Origin of the sequence: Longimicrobium sp. (assembly GCA_036389135.1) — a bacterium.
Taxonomy (GTDB): Bacteria; Gemmatimonadota; Gemmatimonadetes; order Longimicrobiales; family Longimicrobiaceae; genus Longimicrobium.
The window spans coordinates 1-20,652 of sequence record DASVQP010000028.1; the positions used below are offsets into that span (position 1 = coordinate 1).

Sequence of the window (20,652 nt, forward strand, 5' to 3'; positions counted from 1 at the left end):
AGTGCCAAGTGCTAAGTGCCAAGTGCCAAGTGCCAAGTGCCAAGTGCCAAGTGCCAAGTGCCAAGTGCCAAGTGCCAAGTGCCAAGTGCCAAGTGCCAAGTGCCAAGTGCCAAGTGCCAAGTGCTAAGTGCTAAGTGCTAAGTGCTAAGTGCTAAGTGCTGAACAGAAGTGCGTCGGTTCGTTGGTGCGGAGGTGCGCGGGTGGGGGCGTGAGGAGAGTCCTGAGTGCGCGAATCCGCGGGTGCGTGGACGCACCCCCCCCGTTTTGTCATCCTGAGCGACGCATCACCGTCCTCTCCCCCGCTCCACACTGCGGCGCGGAGCAAAGGATCTACTGCTGCTGGCGAGGGGCTCGTCGCCACCGGCTGCCCTCCTGCCTCGCCGGCTAGATCCTTCGCTCGCCGCAGGGAGTGCGTTGCGCGGCGGAGAAAGTGGGGGCGACTCTCTCAGGATGACAAAGGCGCGCACCCCGAGCAAAGGGCAACCAGGACTAGGCACTAGGCACTAGGCACTAGGCACTAGGCACTAGGCACTTAGCACTTAGCACTTAGCACTTAGCATTTAGCACTTAGCACTTAGCACTTCCCGACGCGACCAGACCCCCAGGAGTAACATCCCCATGGACTCGCTGATCCAGGACCTCCGCTACGCGCTCCGCACCCTGCTGCGCAGCCCGGCCTTCACCATCATCGCCGTGCTGACGCTGGCGCTGGGGATCGGGGCGAGCACGGCCATCTTCACGGTGGTCAACGGCGTCCTCCTGCGCCCGCTGCCGTACGCGGCGCCGGAGCGGCTGGTGGAGCTGAAGCACGTCAACGCCGGCGAGGGCGTAACGGACGGCACCTTTTCGGAGCCGGACTTCCTGGACCTGCAGCGCGCCGTCCCGGAATTTGCGCAGCTCGGCGGCTTCTGGTACGCGCCGGGGAACAGCACCATGAACCTGATGGGCGACGGCGAGCCGGCCGTCCTCTCCGGCGCCTTCGTCACCAGGGAGTTCTTCCCCGCGATGGGGGTGGCCGCCGAGGTGGGGCGCACCCTGAGCGCGGAGGAGGGCGTGGCGGGCGGGCCCAAGGCCATCGTGCTGAGCCACGGGCTGTGGACGCGCCGCTACGGCGGCGACCGCGCCGTGGTGGGGCGCCGCGTGCAGCTCGATGGCGACGCCTTCACCGTCGTGGGGGTGATGCCGCCCTCCTTCCAGTACCCGGCGCGCGAGGTGGAGGCCTGGATCCCGCTCGCCATCTTCGGCCCCGACGACATCGGCCGATCGCGCGACAGCCGCTTCATGACCGTGGTGGGCCGGCTGGCGCCGGGCGCCGAGCTCGCCGCCGTGCGCAAGAAGACGGATGCCGCGCTCGCCACGCTGGCCCGCCAGAATCCGGAGACCAACGAGGGGTGGAGCTCGGCCGCGATTGTTCCGCTCTCGGATGCGCTGCTGGGGCGGGTACGGCCTGCGCTCCTGGTGCTGCTGGGCGCGGTGGTGCTGGTGCTGCTGATCGCCTGCGCCAACCTGGCGAACCTCCTCTTCGTGCGCAGCACCGCCCGCAGCCGCGAGACGGCGATCCGCGTGGCGCTGGGGGTGAAGCGCGGCCGGCTGATCCGCCAGCACCTCGCCGAAAGCTTCCTGCTGGCGGCGGCGGGCGGGCTGCTCGGCTTCGGGCTGGCGCTGATTGGCGTGGACTGGCTGGTGGCACTGGGCGCGGGCGACCTGCCGCGCGCCGACAACATCCGCCCCGACGCGCGCGTGGCGGCGTTCGCCCTGGCCGCGGTGCTGGGGACGGCGGCGATGTTCGGATCGTGGCCCGCAATCCGCGCATCGCGTGGCGAGCCGGGGCAGGCGCTGCGGGCCGGCGGGCGCGGCGGCAGCGAGGGGCGCGAGCGCGCGGCGGCCCGCAACGGCATCGTGGTGGCCGAGACGGCACTGGCCGTCGTCCTGCTGATGGGCTCCGGGCTGATGCTCAAGAGCCTGTGGCGCCTGGCGAACGTGGACCCCGGCTTCCGCGCGGAGAACGTGCTGACGATGAGCGTCTCCCCGCCGGAGCTGGAGGGCGGGGTGGAGGCGCGGATCGCGTATCGCAACCGCATCATGGAGCGTGTGCGTCAGGTGCCCGGCGTGGTGGCCGTGGGCGCCAGCAAGACGCTTCCGCTGCACGGCGGCGGCGAGCCGTACACCTTTGTCCTGAGCGACCGGCCGGGGGTGGAGGTCAAGCCCGACGCGGGCCTCTTCATGGTGACGCCGGATTACTTCCGCGCGCTGGGGATTCGCCTGCTGCGCGGGCGCGACTTCAGCGAGTCCGTGGAGGGCGACGCACTGGGCGTGGTGGTCAACCGCTCGCTGGCCGCGAGGCTGTGGCCGGGACAGGACCCCATCGGCAAGACGCTCCGCAACGAGCCCAGCGAGATCGACCTGACCGTGATCGGGGTGGCGGACAACGTGCGCACGGAAGGGCTGGCGGCGGAGCCGGGCGGGGCCATGTACGTGTCCATGAACGGCCCCTTCTCGCGCAGCGCCACCAAGCTCTTCGTGCGCACCCAGGGCGATCCGGCGGCGATGAGCGGCGCGGTGACGGCGGCCATCCACGAGGTGGCGCCCAACCAGCCCATCGTGGGCGTGACCACGCTGCGGCAGATGGTGGCGGGCACCATCGCGGAGCCGCGCATGTTCGCCGTCCTGACGGCGGTGTTCGGCGCGGCGGCGCTGGGGCTGGCGCTGCTGGGGATCTACGGCGTCATCTCGTACACGGTGGCGTGGCGCACCCGCGAGATCGGCATCCGCATGGCGCTGGGGGCCGAGGCGCCCTCGGTGCTGCGCATGGTGATGAAGTGGACGCTGGGGCTGACCGCGTGGGGCGTGCTGGCCGGTCTGGTGGCCGCGCTGGTGCTCACGCGCGTCCTCAGCAGCCAGCTCTACGGCGTCTCTCCCACCGATCCGGCAACCTTTGCCGTGGTGGTGATCCTGCTCGTGGGCGCGGCCCTCTTCGCCAGCTGGTTCCCGGCCCGGCGCGCATCGCGTGTGGACCCGATGATCGCGCTGCGGTCCGAGTAACCGCGGAACCGCGGGCTCACGCGGAGACGCAGAGGCGCGGAGAAAAAGGTTTCTCTGCGCCTCGGCGTTTTAGGCGTGAGGCAGGGCAGGCGGCGGGCAGACACGCAGGTCTGCCCCTACGGCATTGGCGCGGCGGGCACAGGTCGAGGCGGGGACAAGGGCGGGCGCGATGAATCGCGCCCCTACAGGATGTGTGTACTCCGCGGAGATTTATGCGTACGCCCCTCCCCCAGGTGGTTATTGGGGGAGGGGCCGCGAGGTGACGAGCGGGGGAGGGGGCCCGCCTCAGGCGCCGCGGAGGGTGATGACCTGGCTCGGGTGGCTCGCGGGCAGGTCGGGACGCCGGACGGCGACGCGGATCACCTCGCCCGGGGCCAGCGATGCACTCGCGGTGAGCTGCACCGATGCCAGCCCGTCGTTGCCGGCCTTCACCTGGGCGGGGGAGACGGTGGCGCGCCCTTCGAGGACGGTGAAGGAGACATCCGAGGGCCCGGGGTTCCCGAAGACGTCGACCATGCGCACGCGCAGCGTCGTGGACGCTCCCGCCGCGATCGTCTGGTCGCTGCCGCTCAGCACCTGGACCACGGAGGGGGGCTGCGCGTGCACGAAAACGCGGAACCGGACCGGCGCGACGTTGCCGGCGGCCACGTCCAGTGTGACCTCTCCCGGCTTCGTGGGGAGGACCCACCTGCGCACCTGGGCGACACCCATCCCGTCGGTCGTCGCCGGGGCCCCGCTCAGGCTGCCCGCGCCCTGCGAAAGGGTATAGGTGACCGCCGCGCCGGGAACGGGGGCCGAGTTCGCGTCCCGCACCATCACGGCCGGGCTGTGAGATAGCGAGTCACCCACGGAGCCGTACCGAAAGGTTTCGGTCAGCGGCTGCACCGTGGCGGGGGGTCCCGCCGTATCCACTTTTCCGGTGGCGTTGCCTTCGCACGCGCACGCAAGGAGCAGCACGGCGGGAAGGCCGTACATTCGAAGGTGCCTCATGATTCCAACTCTATCGGGGGATGTTGGGGCGCGGATGTCCTGAATAATAAGCAGCGATTTCAGTCCAGAGAAGGGCGCCGGATGTCCGGTTTTGGGACGGGCGATTCCCAGCGCTGAACGGAGGCGCCTCGGGTCCTCGCGGCGAGGGCGTTGCGGGGCAACGGGTTGCGCGGGCGCACCGGTAGGAACGCATGTCGCTCAGTAGAGACGCCGTACTACCCCTTCGTTCCCCGCTTGAGCCATCGCCATGGAACCGCTGATCCAGGACGTCCGCTTCGCCGCTCGCTCGCTGCGCCGCACCCCCGGTTTCGCGCTGGCGGCCGTGCTCACCCTGGCCCTGGGGATCGGGGCGGGGACGACGGTGTTCTCGGCGGCGCAGGCGCTTCTGCTGCGCCCGCTCCCCTTTCGCGACGCGGAGCGGCTGGCGGAGGTGTCGCTCTCCACGCAGAGGGGCACGGTGTTCGTGACCGCCTCCGATGCGCTGCGCAGGGCGGTGGCGGAGGAGCGGCGCGTGGTGCAGGGGGTGGCGGGGACGCTGGAGGAGGGGGTGAGCCTGCGCGCCGCCGACGGGCCCGGCGTGGCCAACGGGGTGCTGGTGACGGACGACTACTTCGGCGTGATGGACGTGCGGCCGGGGATCGGGCGCTGGCCCGCGGCGGCCGACGAGGCCGCCATCTCCAACCCGCTCTGGCGGTCGCGCTTCGGCGGCGACCCGGCGGTGCTGGGGAGCACGGTGCGGATCAACGGGCAGCCGTTCCGCCTGGTGGGCGTGGCCCCGGCGGAGCTCACCGCGGCCTGGATCGGGGACCGGCCGGAGGTCTGGCTTCCCATCGCCGCGGCGCCGCGGGTGCTGCGCGGCGGGGCCCGGCGCAGCTTCGGGGTGAACCTGGTGGCGCGCCTGCGTCCAGGCGTCACCCATGCGCAAGCGGAGGCGGCGCTCACGGCCGTGGTGCGCGCCAACCGCGATCCGCGGGAGGGAGAGTTCGCGCCCGACGCCGTGGTGCTGCGGGAGGTGAGCCCGATGTCGTGGTCCCGCAAGGAAGACGTCACCGGCGCGCTGCGGCTCCTGGCGCTCGCCACCTCGCTGGTGCTGCTGGCGGCGTGCGTCAACGTGGCCGGCATCCTGGCCGCCCGCGCAACCGCGCGCGCCCGCGATACGGCGCTGCGCATGTCGCTGGGCGCCACGCGCGCGCGGGTGGTGGGCGGCATCGTGGCCGAGGCGATGCTCCTTACCTTCGCGGGCGCCGCGGCCGGCGTCCTCCTCTCCACCTGGTTCGGGCGGCTGCTGATGGCGCTCCCCTGGCCCGAGGCGGTGGCCGTGGAGCTGGTGCCCGACGCGCGGGTGTGGGCCTTCGCCCTGGTTCTGGCGCTCGTCACCGGCGCCGCCATCAGCATCGTCCCGGTGCTGCAGACCGCTTCGGCGGACGTGGTGCCGCTCCTCAAGGGCGCGACGGAGCTGAAGCGCGGCGGGCGCGGGTGGATGCGCGGCGCCCTGGTGTCCGCGCAGATCGCCCTCTCGCTCCTCCTGCTGCTGGGCGCGGGGCTCTTCATGCGCGCGCTGGACCGCGCGTGGAGCGTGGACCCCGGCTTCGACCCGGCGGGCGTCCTCACCACCACACTGGACCTGAGCCCCAGCGGCTACGATCCCGCGCAGGCCGCCCAGTTCTTCGACCGCCTGCAGGAGCGCGCCCGCGCGCTTCCCGGCGTGGAGTCGGCCGCGCTCTCGATGAGCGTCCCCTTCTCGCAGGCCAACGGGGGGATGATCCATGCCTCGGTCCCCGGCCACACGCCGAAGCCGGGCGAGATGCCCTTCATGATGCTGAACGCCGTCTCCGCCGACTTTTTCCGCACGCTGCGCCTGCCCGTGCTCAAGGGGCGCGGCTTCACCGCCGCCGACGAGAAAGCGGACGTGGCGGTGGTGAGCGAGGCGCTGGCGGCGCGCTACTGGCCCGACGGGAACGCGCTGGGGAAGTCGATCATGATGGGCGAGAAGCCGCTGCAGGTGATCGGAGTGGTGCGCGAGGCCAAGCTCCGCTCGCTGGGCGAAACGCCGAACGGCCTCCTCTACCTGCCGATGGCGCAGGCTCCCACCATGCCCGAGCGCACGCTCAACGTGCGCGTCCGCGAAGGGCAGGAGGGCCCGGTGGCCGCCGCGCTCGCCGCCGAGGTGCGCCGGCTGGACCGCGAGGTCCCCCTCCCCACCTTTCGCTCGCTGCGCGACCTGATCGGCGACTCGCTCCTGGCGCAGCGGCTGGGCGCGCTGCTGGTGGGCGCCTTCGGTGCCGCCGGGCTGCTGCTGGCGTGCGTGGGCGTGTACGGCGCGATGTCGTACACGGTGGGCCAGCGCACGCGCGAGATCGGCGTGCGGATGGCGCTGGGGGCGCAGACCGCGCAGGTGCTCAAGCTGGTGCTGGGGCAGGGCGTGGTGCTCGCCGCCGCGGGCATCGGGGCGGGGCTCATCGCGGCGGTGGCGGCCACGCGCGTCGTGGGGCACCTTCTCTACGGCGTGAGCGCCACCGACCCGCTCACATTCGCGACGGTGTCGCTGCTCCTGGCCGCCACCACGCTCGTCGCCACCTACCTCCCCGCCCGCCGCGCCGCCCGCGTGGACCCGATGGTCGCGCTGCGTTCCGAATGAACCGCAATCTGCCTGTCTCCAGCATGCGAGTCACGATGATGAAGCTTCGATCGATCCTCCTCCTGGCCTTCCTCGCGGCGTGTGGCCCGGCGAAGGCGCCCGCTCCGTTCGACACGCCCATCGCCTTCACGCACGCGACGGTGGTGGACGTGGAGACGGGGCGCCTCCTGCCCAACCAGACGGTGGTGGTGGCGGGGAACCGCATCCGCGAGGTGGGGCCCGCCGTTCGTATTGGCGCCGGGACGCGCGTGGTGGATGCCAGCGGGAAGTTCCTGATCCCGGGGCTGTGGGACATGCACACGCACGTGTACGGCAACGGGCCGGGCGCGCTCCTGCTGTACGCGGCCAACGGCGTCACCAGCATCCGCGACATGGGCGCGGACGACTTCGCGCGGGTGCGCGCGTGGCGCGACAGCATCGCGGCCGGGCAGCGCATGGGCCCGCGCATGAAGATCGCCTCGCCCGTGGTGGAGAGCCCGCGCTGGATCGCCGCCGTCCGGGGCATGCAGGAGCGCGAGGGGCAGAACACCGGCTGGCTCGCCTTCCGCTTCGGCCCCTCGACGCCGGCGGAGGCAATCGCCTTCGTGGACTCGGTGGCCAGGCTCGGCGCGGACCACGTCAAGGTGCGCAACTACCCCGCGCCCGAGGTGCTCCGCGCGCTGATGCAGCGCGCGGGCGAGCGCGGCCTTCCCGTCTATGCGCACACGCACGGCGGAATGCGGCCCGCCGATGCCTCGGCGGCGGGGATGGCGAGCTTCGAGCACGGTTTCTTCCCCGCGATCACCGAGTCGCGCGCCGGGCGGGACTCGGTGTACCGCGAGCTCATCCTCAACGGCACCGCCATCGCGCCCACTCTGGTGACGTGGCGTGGGCGCGTCCTCTCCGGCGACTCTCTCCTGGTGCTCGCCAGCGCGGACGCCCCGCGCCTGCGCTACCTTCCCGCGCGCGTCTCGCAGCGCTGGCGCGACGAGGCCAAGACGCGCAAGCACGAGACGGCGATGGACTGGGGCGCGATGTACCGCAACGACGTCCGCAACCTGCGCGAGCTGGCCGCGGCGGGGATGGTGGTGATGGTGGGGAGCGATGCCGGCGCGCCACTGGTGGTCCCCGGCTTCGCCACGCACGACGAGCTCGCGCAGCTGGTGGAGATAGGCGGCTTCACCCCGCTCCAGGCGCTCCAGGCCGCCACCCTGCGCCCCGCGCGCTTCATGGGAAGGGCCGATTCGCTCGGCATCGTCGCCGGCGGCCGCCTCGCCGACCTGGTGCTCCTGGACGCGAACCCGCTCGCCGACATCCGCAACACGCAAAAGATTCGTGGCGTGGTGCTGAACGGACGCTACCTTGACCGCGCCGCCCTCGACGCGCTCCTGGCCGACGCCGAGCGGGCCGCGAAGTAGCCCGTGCAGGGTGTCCGTTTTTGGGACGAGGGTTTCCCACCCACGGACATGCGTGTTGTTCTCCGTGGCGCCAAGATGATGGATCGCAGCGACTTACGGCGTCGGCGCGCCGGGCATGCGTGTCGCACTTGATTATGGCGCCCGGGGCGGTCGTTCCGGATGCCGCAGCACTCCCTTCGAACTCCACGCGCTCACATGATCCGCCTCCGAAACGTCGAGAAGTCCTTCCCCGCGGGTGCGGCGAAGACGTACGTCCTTCGCAACGTGAGCCTGGACGTCGCCCCCGGCGAGTTCGTCTCGGTGACGGGCCCCTCGGGCGCCGGCAAGTCCACCCTTCTCGCCATCCTGGGGATGTTCGACGCGGCGTGGAGCGGCGAGTACTGGTTCAGCGGCGAGCCGGTGCACGCCATGAAGCCCAAGGAGCGCGCGGCGCTCGGGCGGCGCCACATCGGCTTCGTCTTCCAGCAGTACCACCTCCTGGACGACCTCACCGTCGCCGAGAACCTGGAGGTCCCCCTCTCGTACCGCGACGTGCCGCGCAAGGAGCGGGCGGCGCGCGTGGGCGACACGCTGGACCGCTTCCAGATGGTCGGCAAAAAGGACCTGTACCCGAGCCAGCTTTCGGGCGGGCAGCAGCAGCTGGTGGGGATCGCGCGCGCCATCATCGCCGAGCCCACCCTGATCCTGGCCGACGAGCCCACGGGCAACCTGCACTCGTCGCAGGGCCGCGAGATCATGGACCTCTTTCGCGAGCTGAACCGCGCCGGCACCACCATCATCCAGGTCACCCACTCCGAGGCCAACGCCGCCGCCGGCGACCGGGTGATCGAGCTGGCGGATGGGTGGGTGGTGGGGGAGAAGGCGGCGGCGTGAACGGAAGTGCGTGAGTGCGTTGGGTTTGCCGTGATGGGCGTAGGGGTGTGATTCATCACGCCCGCCCCTTCCAGCGCGTCGATCCGCGCAGCACGCCACTGTCATCCTGAGGGAGCCCGCCCGCGCACCACCTGGGCCGTCCGCGCTGGCCTTTTGCGGCGACCGAAGGATCTAGCCGGCGAGGCAAGAGGCCGGCGCGACACGACGCACCTCTCGGCACGTGCAGTAGATCCTTCGCTCCGCGCCACAGGACGGAGCACGGGCGAGCGGCGGTGAAGCGCGTGGCTCAGGATGACAGAAGGATGGCGACGCGCGCCGGCGTATGCGTGAGCCCGCGCAGGCGGACTTCGCGTGGTTCCAGCGGCGAAGATTCGCTCCTGGAAGGCGGACATCGGCGAATGCCCAAGGGCACGGGCGGCCACGTGGGGCAGCCCCTACGGGATCGGTGCGGAAGGGCGGGGCCGGGGTGGGGGCAAGGGTGGGCAGACACGCAGGTCTGCCCCTACGGGTAGCAGGGACCGGGGTGGACGGCGGGCGGTGGAGCAGTGTCGGGCACGGGCGTGATGAATCACGCCCCTACGCGGTGCGCGTAAACGCACTAACGCACTCACGCACTTCTTCCATGGACACGCTCCTCCAGGACCTCCGCTTCGCCATGCGCGCCCTCGGCCGCAGCCCAGGGTTCGCGCTGGTGGCGGTGGCCACGCTGGCGCTCGGGATCGGGGTGAACACGACGATGTTCAGCGTGGTCAACTCCATCCTCCTGCGCCCGCCGGCCCACGTGGACCCCGACGGGCTCGTGGTGCTGCGCACCCTGCACCAGAAGACCGGCGACGAGAGCAGCGTCTCGTACCCCAACTTCGTGGACTGGCAGGCGGGGAGCCCCTCCTTTCAGGCGATGGGGGCGTACTACGACGACCGCATGATCCTCACCGGGCGCGGCGCCGAGCCGCAAGAGGTGAGCGGCGAGGTGGTGAGCTCCGGGCTCTTTTCGATGCTCGGCGCGCGCGCGGCGCTGGGGCGCACCTTCCTCCCCGACGAGGGGGAGCCCGGCGCCGCACGTGTCGTGGTGATCGCGTACCAGGAATGGGAGCGGCGCTTCGAGCGCGACCCGCGCATCGTGGGCTCCACCCTGTCGCTCGACGGGGTGCCGCACACCGTCATCGGAGTGATGCCGGAGAACTTCGGCTTTCCAGACAACCAGACCTTCTGGACGCCGCTGCGCCCCGAGGTGCAGGAGGAGCGCGGGAGCCGGTACATGTCCGTGATCAGCCGGCTGCGGCCCGGGGCCACGCTCCGGCAGGCGCGCGCCGAGCTGGACGCCGTCTCGCGCGAGCTGGCGCGGCGCTATCCGGAGACGAACGCGGGTTCCGGCGTGCGGGCGACCGACTTCAGCGAGAGCTGGGCGGGCGAGGTGCGCGCCCCCCTCCTGGTGATGATGGGCGCGGTGGGCTTCGTCCTCCTGATCGCCTGCTCCAACGTCGCCAACCTCCTCCTGGCCCGCGCGGCCGCCCGCCGCCGCGAGATCGCCGTGCGCGTGGCGATCGGCGCGGGGAGGGGGCGCATCGTGCGGCAGCTCCTCACCGAGAGCGCGCTGGTGTCGCTGATGGGCGGCGCGCTGGGGATCGGGCTCGCCGTGTGGGGGCTGCGGCTGATCATGTCGTCCTTTCCCTTCCAGCCGCCGCTCTGGATGGTGTTCGACATCGACCGCACCGTGCTCCTCTTCGTGCTCGGCGTGTCGCTGGGCACCGGCCTCCTCTTCGGCCTGGCGCCGGCGCTGCGGGCCACGTCGGGCGACCTGCAGGGCGTGCTGCGCGATGGCGGCCGCGGCTCCACCACCGGCGCACGGCGCGGGCGGCTGCAGTCGGCGCTGGTGATGGGGCAGCTCGCGATGGCGGCGATCCTGCTGACCGGCGCGCTGCTCATGGTGCGCTCATTCGTCCACCTCAACTCCGCCGACCCCGGCTTCCGGCTCGACGGCGCGGTGTCGATGCGCATCACCGTGGGCGGCGAGCGCTACGAGAGCGCGGCGGCGCGCACGGCCTTCTTCCGCCAGGTGCTCGACCGCGTGCGCCCGCTTCCCGGCGTCGCCAGCGCGGGGATGGCGGACTGGCTCCCGCTCTCGGGCGGCTCCTCCACCAGCGGCGTGATGGTGGACGGGCGCGAGGTGCCGGGCTCCGACCGCCCCGACGCCGAGGTGCGGCGCACGACGGACGGCTTCGCGGAGGCGATGGGGCTGCGGCTGCGCGCCGGGCGCCCCTTCACCGCGCAGGAAGCCGCGGCCGGCGCGCCGGTGGTGGTGGTCAGCCGCTCGATGGCCGAGCGCTTCTGGCCGGGGCGGAGCGCGCTGGGCCACACGGTGAGCATCGGCGGCGACTGGCGCACGGTGATCGGGGTGGTGGACGACATCAGCGGCCAGCATCGCGGCGATGCACCGCGCCCGCAGCTCTACTTTCCCGCGGGCGACCACGGCAGCCGCTCCATGGCGCTCGTCGCGCGCACCCCGGGCGACGCGGCCGCGCTGGCGCCCGCGCTGCGCCGCGCCATCCGCGAGATCGATCCCGGGGCCGCCGTGGCCGACGTGCACACGATGGCCGAGGTCGCGGGACAGTCGCTCTGGAGGCAGCGGCTCTTCGGGGGGATGTTCGCGTCGTTCGGCTTCATCGCGCTCCTGCTGGCGGTCACCGGCGTGTACGCCATGATGGCGTACGCGGTCGCGCAGCGCATCCACGAGATCGGGGTGCGGATGGCGCTGGGCGCGCGCACCGGCCAGGTGCTGCGCATGGTGGTGGGGCAGGGGCTCACCATCGCGGCCATCGGCGTGGGGATCGGGCTCGCGGGCGCCTTCGCCGTCACCCGGCTGATGGCTGGGCTGCTGGAAGGGGTGAGCCCCAGCGACCCGCTCACCTTCGCCCTCGTCGCCCTCCTGCTGGCCTCGGTCGCCGTGCTGGCGAGCTGGCTCCCCGCCCGACGCGCCGCACGCGTCGATCCCATGATCGCCCTTCGCTCCGAGTGATCCGATGACCAACCTGCGCTACGCCCTCCGCTCCCTGAAGAACGCCCCCGGCTTCACCGCCGCGGCCGTGCTCACGCTGGCGCTGGGGATAGGGGCCAACGCGACGGCCTTCAGCGTGGTGGACGCGCTGATGCTGCGCCCCCTGCCCGTGGAGGATCCGGGCGCGGTGGTGCGCCTCCACCCCATGAACCGCAACGTGGAGACGGGGGAGGTGACTCCGGGCTACTCGTGGTCCATCCCCGACTTCGAGGACTACCGGGCGCGCCGCGAGGTGTTCGCGGGGCTCGCGGCGCACGAGACGCGCTTCTTCCGCGTGGGAACGGGGGCGGTGGAGGGAGCGGGGGGAGCGGCCGTCAGCGGCGACTTCTTTCGCGTCCTGGGGGTGAAGGCGATCCGCGGGCGCACCATCCTCCCCTCCGACGACAGGGCGGACGACCCGGGCGCGGTGGCGGTGGTGAGCGAGTCGTACTGGCGCACCCGGATGAACGCCGACCCCGGCGTGCTGGGGAAGACCGTGATCCTCAACCGGCACCCCTTCCGCGTGGTGGGGGTGGTGGGGAGCGAGACCGTCTTCCGCGCGCTGGGGGGTGAGAACCCGGCGGAGGTCTGGATCCCGCTGCGCGCCCGCGCCGCCTTCCTGGACCCCCGGATGAACCCGCTGGACACGCGCTCGGTCTCGTTCGCGACCGTCTTCGGCCGCCTGCAGCCGGGGGTGACGGCGGAGCGCGCCCAGCTCGCCGCCGACCTCACCGCGCGCCGCCTGGCCGCCGCGCATCCCGAGACCAACGCCGGGCGCCTGGCCCGGGTGGTGCCCGCGGGGAACGTGGCCGGCCTGTCGCTGGACCAGGACACGCGCGCGGTGCGGGAGCGTGCCGCGTACCTGCTGATGGCCGTCGTCGCGATGGTGCTCCTGGTGGCATGCGCCAACGTGGCCAACCTCCTGCTCGCACGCGCCAGCTCGCGCCGCCGCGAGATCGCCATCCGCTCGTCGCTCGGCGCGGGGCGCGGCCACATCGCCCGCCAGCTCCTTACCGAGAGCGTGGTGCTGGCGCTGATGGGCGGGGGCGCGGGGCTCCTGCTGGCGTGGGCCGGCGTGTCGCTCGCCTCGCGCATTCCGGACGTGGCGCGGGTGTCGCCCTCGCTCGACGCTCGCGTGCTGGCGTTCACCCTGGCGGTGTCGGTGGTGGCGGGGATCGCGTTCGGACTGGTGCCCGTGATCGGCGCCGGCGCGCGCGACCTGGTGACGGCGCTGCGCGACGGTGGCGCGCAGGGCGCCACCCGCAGCCTGGCGGTGCAGGGAGCGCTCGTCGTGGGCCAGGTCTCCATCACCCTGGTGCTGGTGGTGGCGATGGGGCTCGTCCTCCGCTCCCTGGGCAAGCTCCACGAGGTCGATCCCGGCTTCGACGCGGAGAAGATCGTGACCGCGGGCGTCAACTTCTCCGAACCGGGCACTGAGAGCTTCGGGCCGCCCCCCGCCGCGCGCGTGCAGGAGGTGCTGGACCGGGTACGCGCCCTGCCGGGAGTGGAGGATGCGACGTTCGCGAACATGGCGCCGCTCACCGGCATGTCCATGTCGTCCACCTTCGAGGTGCCGGGCTACACGCCGCCGCCGGGCGAGGACCCCAGCGCCGCCGTCCTGTCCATCGACGACGCGTACCTGCGCACCATGGGCATCCCGCTGCTGCGCGGGCGTCCCTTCGGCCTCGCGGGCGACGAGCAGCGGGTGCTGGTCAACAAGGCGCTCGCCGCGAAGTACTGGCCCGGCCGCGACGCCGTGGGCCAGCGCATCCGCATGAACGACGACGTCTTCCACGTGGCCGGGGTGATCGGCGACGTGCGCGCCGCCGCCATCGCCGCCGAGGGGCCCCCCACGCTCTACTTCCGCGCGCCGCGGCAGACGTACTCGTACCTCACGCTGCACGTGCGCGCCGCAGGCGACCCGGCCTCGCTGGTCGCTCCCCTGCGCCGCGTGCTGGCGCGGGCGACCCCGGGGCAGCCCGCGCCCACGGTGACGCCGATGTCCGAGAACGTCGCCCAATCGCTGGCCCAGGCCCGCTGGATCGCCACCTTTTTCACCCTGTTCGGAGGCGTGGCGCTCACCCTGGCGGCGGTCGGGCTCTACGGCGTCGTCTCGTACTCCGTCACGCAGCGCCGCCGCGAGATGGGGATTCGCGCCGCGCTCGGCGCCGGCCCGCGCCGCATCGTGGCGATGGTGCTGCGGCAGGGCGGCGCGCTGGCCGCGGCCGGCGCGGTGCTGGGCATTGCCGTGGCGCTCGCCACCACGCGCGCCATCGGCAGCATCCTCTACGAAGTGGAGCCGGTGGACGCCACCTCCTTCGCGCTCGCCCTGGCGGTCCTGAGCGGCGCCGCGCTCCTGGCGAGCTGGATTCCCGCCCGCCGCGCCGCCCGCGTGGACCCCATGGTCGCGCTGCGCAGCGAGTGATGCAAACGACTTCGCGCCGGCGAGCATCCTATCCGCGCGTGCCGTACATACGATCCTCTTCGCAACGGAGCCTGCCCGTGAAAAACCTTACCCTCCTCACCCTCGCCGTCCTGGCCGCGGCGCCGCTCGAAGCCCAGCGCGACGGCTACGACTGGTCCGGCTCCATCCCCGCCGGCGCCACCCTGCGCGTCTCCACCGGCGCGGGCGACGTGAACGTGACCCGCGCGCCGCGGGGGAGCACGGCCACGGTGCGGGGCCGCGTCCGCCGCGCGCAGGGCAACGAGCGCATCCGCTTCGAGCTGGTGCGCGAGGGGCAGAACGTGACCATCTGCGCACTGTACACCGAGCGCGCCACCTGCACGGCGCAGGGGATCCGCGACGACTCGCACCGCGGGAATCGCCACGCCCGGGCGGACTTCACCGTGGAGGTGCCCGCGGGCGTGCTCCTCGCCGCCAGCAGCGGCACGGGCGACGTGGACGTGAGCGGCGCCACGGCGTCGGTGCGCGCCAGCACCGGCAACGGCGACGTGCGGGTGGGCCCCGGCGCGGCGGAGGTGAACGCGTCGTCCGGCAACGGGACGATCCAGGTGCAGGGCGCGCGCGGCGCCGTGCGCGCATCGTCAGGCAACGGGCAGATCGACGTGGCCACCTCGGCCGGGCCGGTCACCGCCTCCAGCGGCAACGGCGACATCCGCGTATCGATGGCCTCGCTGCGCTCCACGAGCGACCTGAGCTTCAGCAGCGGCAACGGCGACATCACCCTGCGCCTCCCCAGCGACTTCAGCGCGGAGCTGCAGGCCAGCACGGGGAGCGGATCGGTGCGCAGCGACTTCGAGGTGCGCACCACGGGCCGCATCACCGCGCACCGGCTGCGCGGCACCATCGGCCGCGGCGGACGCTCGCTGCGCATCTCCACCGGCAGCGGCAGCATCGCGTTGGAGCGGGCGGGGGGAGCGCAGTAAGCGATGTCACTGGCCGATGCATCGCGCGCCGATGTAATGTCATACGATGTATCGTCGAATGATGTATCGTCGGGGGTGAGCCCCGGCGGCGCATGAACGCTCGGGGACGAACACCGGGGGATGAGACCGGCGCATCAACACCGGGGGCTGAAGCCCCCGGCTGGAACGACGGGAAGACCGCTGAAGCGGTCTCGCGAGCCGCAGCCGGTCCGCGGAGGCGGGGCTCGTGTGGGGCAGCGGCGTTCATCCGCTCGTGGCGCGGCGTTCGGCGCCGGGCGAGGCACGGGCAGCCACGCGGGGCGGCCCCTACAAAGGTATCGGTGTTTGGGCGGGCGGCGGAGCGGCGCCGGCCACGGGCGCGATGAATCGCGCCCCTACGCCATACATCACGCACTAACGCACTCACGCACTCAGTGCTAGAATCCAGCGGCCGGCCCGCAACCCGGGCCGGCCGCGCCCACTTGATCCGGTCCACCCCATGGCTCCCACCGCTCCGCCCCGCATCCTGATCGCCGACGATCAGCCGGACATCATCCAGGCGCTGCGCCTCCTCCTGAAAGGCGCCGGGTATGGCATCGAGACGGCCACCTCCCCCGCATCCGCGCTGGCCGCGGCGCGCGAAAAGGATCTGGACGTGGTGCTGATGGACCTCAACTACGCCCGCGACACCACCTCCGGGCGCGAGGGGCTGGAGCTGATCCCGCAGATCCACGCCGCCGATCCGTCGCTCCCCATCGTGGTGATGACGGCGTGGGGGAGCGTGGAGGGCGCCGTGGAGGCGATGCGGCGCGGCGCCCGCGACTACGTGGAAAAGCCGTGGGACAACCAGCGCCTCCTGGCCACCCTCGCCTCGCAGGTGGAGCTGGGGCGCGCCCTGCGCCAGACGCAGCGGCTGGAGCAGGAGAACCGCCGCCTGCGCAGCGACGGCCTCCCCGAGATGATCGCCGAGTCACGCGCCATGGTGCCCGTGCTGCGGCTGATGGAGCGCGTGGGCCCCTCCGACGCCTCCGTGCTCATCACCGGCGAGCACGGCACCGGCAAGGACGTGGTCGCGCGCTGGCTCCACGCGTCGTCCCCCCGCGCATCGCGTGCGCTGGTGACGGTGAACGCGGGCGCCATCGCGGAGGGCGTGTTCGAGAGCGAGCTCTTTGGCCACGTAAAGGGCGCGTTCACCGACGCCCGCTCGGACCGGGTGGGCGCCTTCGAGCTGGCGGACGGCGGCACGCTCTTCATGGACGAGATCGGCACCATGCCGCACGACCAGCAGGCCAAGCTCCTGCGCGTGCTGCAGAGCGGCGAGCTGCAGCGCGTGGGGGCGTCGCGCACCCGCAAGGTGGACGTGCGCGTGATCTCGGCCACCAACCTGGACGTGCAGCAGGGCGTGGAAGAAGGGCGCTTCCGCGAAGACCTCCTCTTCCGCCTCAACACCGTCGAGATCCACCTCCCCCCGCTGCGCGACCGGCGCGAGGACGTGCCGCTGCTGGCGAACCACTTCCTGCGCCGCGGCGCCGCGCAGTACCGCAAGGCGCTGGAGGGCTTCACGCCGGATGCCATGAAGGCGCTCCTCTCCTACCCCTGGCCCGGCAACGTGCGCGAGCTGGAACACGCGGTGGAGCGCTCGATCCTCCTTACCGCCGGCCCGCGCGTGGGGGTGGAGGACCTGGCGCTGCGGGGCCGCGTCCCCGCCTCGGTCGCCATGGAGGAGATGTCGCTGGAAGACGCCGAACGCCTCCTGATCCGCAAGGCGCTGGAGCGCTTCGACGGCAACGTGAGCCAGGCCGCGGAGGCGCTGGGCCTCAGCCGCAGCGCGCTGTACCGACGGCTGGAGCGCTTCGGGCTGTGAAGGGCGGGGAATGGGGAATGGGGAATGGGGAATGGGGAATGGGGAACGGATGCTCCGGCGCCCCGCCTGATGCCCGCCGCGCGAGTCCGCACAGGCGGACTTCGTGTAGTTCCAGCGGCGAATTCATTCGCTCCTGGAATGCGGGCTCGTGGATCTCCGGCTCCGGGAATCGTCGCTCCTGGATCTCTCGTTTCGGGGCGGCCCGCCGTTGATGCCCCCGCGCCGGCGGCGGACGCGCCACCAGACCCAGATCTTCATCCTCGCGCTCCTGGCCGGGTTTCCGGGAGTGGCGCTCTCCGCCCTGCTGCTGTGGCGGGGCGGCTACGACAGCGGCGTGCAGTGGACGGCGGCCGTGCTGGTGGGCGGCGGCTGGCTGCTGGCCGCGTGGATGGTGCGCGAGCGGGCCATCCGCCCCCTGCAGACCCTCTCCAACCTCCTGGCGGCGCTGCGCGAGGGCGACTTCTCGCTCCGCGCCCGCGGCGCCCGCCCGGACGACGCGCTCGGGCTGGCGCTGGTGGAGGCCAACGCGCTGGGCGAGACGCTTCGCGAGCAGCGCATCGGCGCCATAGAGGCGACCGCCCTCCTGCGCCGCGTGATGGCGGAGATCGACGTGGCGGTCTTCGCCATCGACGAGGGCGGGCGCGTGCGCCTCGTCAACCGCGCAGGCGAGCGCCTCCTGGACCGCCCACCGGAGCGCATCCTCGGCTTCCCCGCGGACGAGCTGGAGCTGACCGACCTGCTGGAGGGGGAGACGCCGCGCACCGTGGAGCACGAGTTCCCCGGCGGCGTCGGGCGCTGGGAGGTGCGGCGGGGTCCATTTCGCCAGGGCGGCCGCTCGCACCAGCTGCTGGTGGTGGCGGACGTGAGCCGCGTGCTGCGCGAAGAGGAGCGGCAGGCGTGGCGGCGGCTGATTCGCGTGCTGAGCCACGAGATCAACAACTCGCTGGCGCCCATCCAGTCCATCGCCGGCACGCTTCAGGGGATGGTGGGCGAGGACGTCGTCCCCGGCGAGCTGGGCGACGACCTGCGCGGCGGACTGGCGATCATCGCGGGGCGCTCCACCTCGCTCAGCCGTTTCATGGCCGAGTACGCCCGCCTGGCGCGCCTCCCGCCCCCCTCGCTCAGCCCCATCGACATCGGGCTGCGCGTGCGCCACACGGCGGAGCTGGAGCGGCGCCTCCCCGTGCGCGTCGTCCCCGGCGACGAGCTGCTGGTGAGCGCCGATCCCGACCAGCTCGACCAGCTCCTGATCAACCTCGTCCGCAACGCCACCGATGCCGCGCTGGAGACCGGCGGCGGTGTGCGCGTCGGCTGGCGCGCGGATGGCGACGGGGTGGAGGTGTGGGTGGAGGATGACGGCCCCGGCCTGGCGGACACGGCCAACCTGTTCGTCCCCTTCTTCACGACGAAGCGCAACGGCACCGGCATCGGCCTGGCCCTCAGCCGCCAGATCGCCGAGGCCCACGGCGGCACGCTGACCCTGGAGAACCGGCCGGATGCGCGGGGCTGCATCGCGCGGCTGGTGCTGCCGGGGTGAGGGGGCGGGCCCCCTCCCCGCTCGTCACCTCGCTGCCCCTCCAAAACAACCTGGGGGAGGGGCAAGGGCGTGCATCCGTGCGCGGCGCACGGGGCGGTGCGGGGGAGGGCACGGGCAGCCACGTGGGGCGGCCCCTACGAGGTGGGGGGTGAGGAGCAGGTGTCGAGGTGGGGCAGGCGGCGGGCAGACACGCAGGTCTGCCCCTACCGGATCGGTTCGGGCGGCGGGGGGTCGAGGCACGGCGGAGCGTGGGCGCGATGAATCGCGCCCCTACCGGATCTGTGCTGCACGCGCGGAGTTCTCCCCCTCCCGCGCCCTGCGCCCCCGCAGGCGGGGGAGGGGGCCGGGGGGAGGGGGCCAGCCGTTCGCGGAACCCAACGCGCGTTCCGTTGTACCGAGTGCATCGTGAGCCGCGGCCGTAAGTGCTTTGGCGGCGGGTCTTTGTGTGCTCCAAGGGGGTGAGGATGGATCGGGACTACCTGGTGCGCGCCACCGCTCTCGACGATCGGGTGCGCGCCTTTGCACTGAACGCCACGGGAATCGTGTCCGAGCTGCGCCGGCGCCACGATACATCACCCGTCGTCACGGCGGCGCTGGGGCGCACGGCCATGGGGGCGCTCCTCATCGCCGCGGCAACGCTCAAGGAAGAGGAGCAGCTCCTTACCGTGGACGTAAAGGGCGACGGGCCCGCGGGGCGCATCATCGTGACCGCCAACGGGCGCGGCGAGGTGCGCGGGCTGGTGGGCAACCCCCACGCGGACGCGGAGAGCGCCGGCGAGAAGCTGAACGTGGCCGGCGTGGTGGGGTCCACCGGCTTCCTCTCCGTCACCAAGCACCTGGGGATGAAGGACTCGTACCAGGGCACGGTGGCGCTCGTCTCGGGCGAGATCGGAGACGACCTCACGTTCTACCTGGCGCAGAGCGAGCAGACCCCTTCGGCGGTTGGCGTGGGGGTGTTCACGCAGCAGGACGCCAGCGTGGTGGCCGGCGGCTACATGATCCAGCTCCTCCCCGGCCTGTCGGAGAAGGAGATCGCGGCCATCGAGGAGCGGATCGCGGCCCTTCCGCATCCCACCCGGCTGCTGCGCGAGGGCGCCACCCCCGAGCAGATCCTGGAGCGGATCTTCCCCGAGGGCTACACGCTGGGCGACAGCCAGCCGATCCGCTTCCACTGCCCCTGCTCGCGCGAACGCTTCGAATCCGCCATCGTGAGCCTGGGGCAGGACGAGGTGCGGCGCCTCATCGAGGAGGAAGAGGAGCCGTACACCGAGGTGGTCTGCCACTTCTGCAACGAGGCGTACCGCTACAGCCCGCACGAGATGGAAGCCATCCTCGAAGCGGTGCGCTGACGGGTCTTTACCCAGAAAAGAAAACGGCCGGCGAGCGCATCCACGCGCCCGCCGGCCGTTTCGGCTTCTCGCTACCTCTCAAAGAATTCGGTTTGCAGGTTCCCGAGCGTGTAGACGTGGCCCTCGTCGTTCCCGAACGCGCCGAACGCGATGAAGGTGGGGTAGCCGAGCTCCTCGTCGTAGCGCACGGTGACCTTCTGGCCCCTCACGCGCGCCCTGGCGATCTCCCGGATGAGGTCCTGGATGGTCGGAAAGGGTCCGTCGACCGGGACGGCTACCCCCTGTGGTCCCGGTCTGGTGAGCACGAGCGCCACCCGGCCGTCGCGCACGTGGATACTTACCGGCGTCGTGAGAGGCGAACCGCAGCGGCACAACATCTGGAAATCGTACGTGTACTGCTTCTTCTCCCACGGCTCGAGGGGGCTGTCGGAGCACCCCGCGACGGCCAGCAGAGCGATGCACAGCAGACGAAGCTTCAGGCGCATGGGCGTCTCCCGGAAGGGGTGGAAGGGCGAAGGGCGTGTAAAGAACGCCCCAGCGCCCGGCACTTGCACGCTCTTCC

12 protein-coding genes are annotated in these 20,652 nt (G+C 72.2%); 10 read left to right on the forward strand and 2 right to left on the reverse strand.

The window, feature by feature from the left end; all coding sequences use genetic code 11:
* Nucleotides 1–618: 618 nt before the first annotated feature.
* Nucleotides 619–3,042, forward strand: coding sequence for an ABC transporter permease (locus tag VF584_06110; GenBank protein HEX8209743.1), 2,424 nt, complete (start codon nucleotides 619–621; stop codon nucleotides 3,040–3,042).
* 285 nt (nucleotides 3,043–3,327) lie between these two features.
* Here the strand turns inward: VF584_06110 and VF584_06115 are convergent, their stop codons facing one another.
* Complete coding sequence (locus tag VF584_06115) at nucleotides 3,328–4,032, reverse strand: hypothetical protein (protein ID HEX8209744.1); 705 nt, start codon at nucleotides 4,030–4,032, stop codon at nucleotides 3,328–3,330.
* A gap of 247 nt (nucleotides 4,033–4,279) precedes the next feature.
* Here VF584_06115 and VF584_06120 point away from each other — a divergent pair, with 247 nt between their 5' ends.
* The 9 genes from VF584_06120 (at nucleotide 4,280) to hslO (ending at nucleotide 20,090) form a co-directional block, all read left to right on the forward strand.
* Nucleotides 4,280–6,670, forward strand: coding sequence for an ABC transporter permease (locus tag VF584_06120; GenBank protein ID HEX8209745.1), 2,391 nt, complete (start codon nucleotides 4,280–4,282; stop codon nucleotides 6,668–6,670).
* Nucleotides 6,671–6,705: 35 nt separating this feature from the next.
* Complete coding sequence (locus tag VF584_06125; GenBank protein ID HEX8209746.1) at nucleotides 6,706–8,067, forward strand: amidohydrolase family protein; 1,362 nt, start codon at nucleotides 6,706–6,708, stop codon at nucleotides 8,065–8,067.
* Nucleotides 8,068–8,262: 195 nt separating this feature from the next.
* The gene (locus VF584_06130) at nucleotides 8,263–8,940 is read left to right on the forward strand and encodes an ABC transporter ATP-binding protein (GenBank protein HEX8209747.1); all 678 of its coding nucleotides are present in this window, start codon (nucleotides 8,263–8,265) and stop codon (nucleotides 8,938–8,940) included.
* 622 nt (nucleotides 8,941–9,562) lie between these two features.
* The gene (locus tag VF584_06135) at nucleotides 9,563–11,956 is read left to right on the forward strand and encodes an ABC transporter permease (GenBank protein HEX8209748.1); all 2,394 of its coding nucleotides are present in this window, start codon (nucleotides 9,563–9,565) and stop codon (nucleotides 11,954–11,956) included.
* A 4-nt stretch (nucleotides 11,957–11,960) separates the two neighbouring features.
* Nucleotides 11,961–14,399 carry an ABC transporter permease gene (locus tag VF584_06140; protein HEX8209749.1) on the forward strand — a complete coding sequence of 813 codons (2,439 nt, stop codon included), beginning with the start codon at nucleotides 11,961–11,963 and terminating at the stop codon, nucleotides 14,397–14,399.
* 77 nt (nucleotides 14,400–14,476) lie between these two features.
* Nucleotides 14,477–15,361: a DUF4097 family beta strand repeat-containing protein gene (locus VF584_06145; protein HEX8209750.1), complete on the forward strand. Its 885-nt coding sequence runs from the start codon at nucleotides 14,477–14,479 to the stop codon at nucleotides 15,359–15,361.
* A gap of 478 nt (nucleotides 15,362–15,839) precedes the next feature.
* The gene (locus tag VF584_06150) at nucleotides 15,840–17,204 is read left to right on the forward strand and encodes a sigma-54 dependent transcriptional regulator (GenBank protein ID HEX8209751.1); all 1,365 of its coding nucleotides are present in this window, start codon (nucleotides 15,840–15,842) and stop codon (nucleotides 17,202–17,204) included.
* A gap of 211 nt (nucleotides 17,205–17,415) precedes the next feature.
* Nucleotides 17,416–18,741, forward strand: a complete 1,326-nt coding sequence (locus tag VF584_06155; protein ID HEX8209752.1) for an ATP-binding protein — start codon at nucleotides 17,416–17,418, stop codon at nucleotides 18,739–18,741.
* Nucleotides 18,742–19,205: 464 nt separating this feature from the next.
* Entirely contained in the window at nucleotides 19,206–20,090 is an 885-nt protein-coding gene (gene hslO, locus VF584_06160) for an Hsp33 family molecular chaperone HslO (GenBank protein ID HEX8209753.1), read from the forward strand.
* 71 nt (nucleotides 20,091–20,161) lie between these two features.
* On the opposite strand, the gene VF584_06165 is transcribed toward hslO, so the two are convergent.
* The gene (locus VF584_06165; protein HEX8209754.1) at nucleotides 20,162–20,575 is read right to left on the reverse strand and encodes a DUF6174 domain-containing protein; all 414 of its coding nucleotides are present in this window, start codon (nucleotides 20,573–20,575) and stop codon (nucleotides 20,162–20,164) included.
* Nucleotides 20,576–20,652 lie beyond the last annotated feature (77 nt).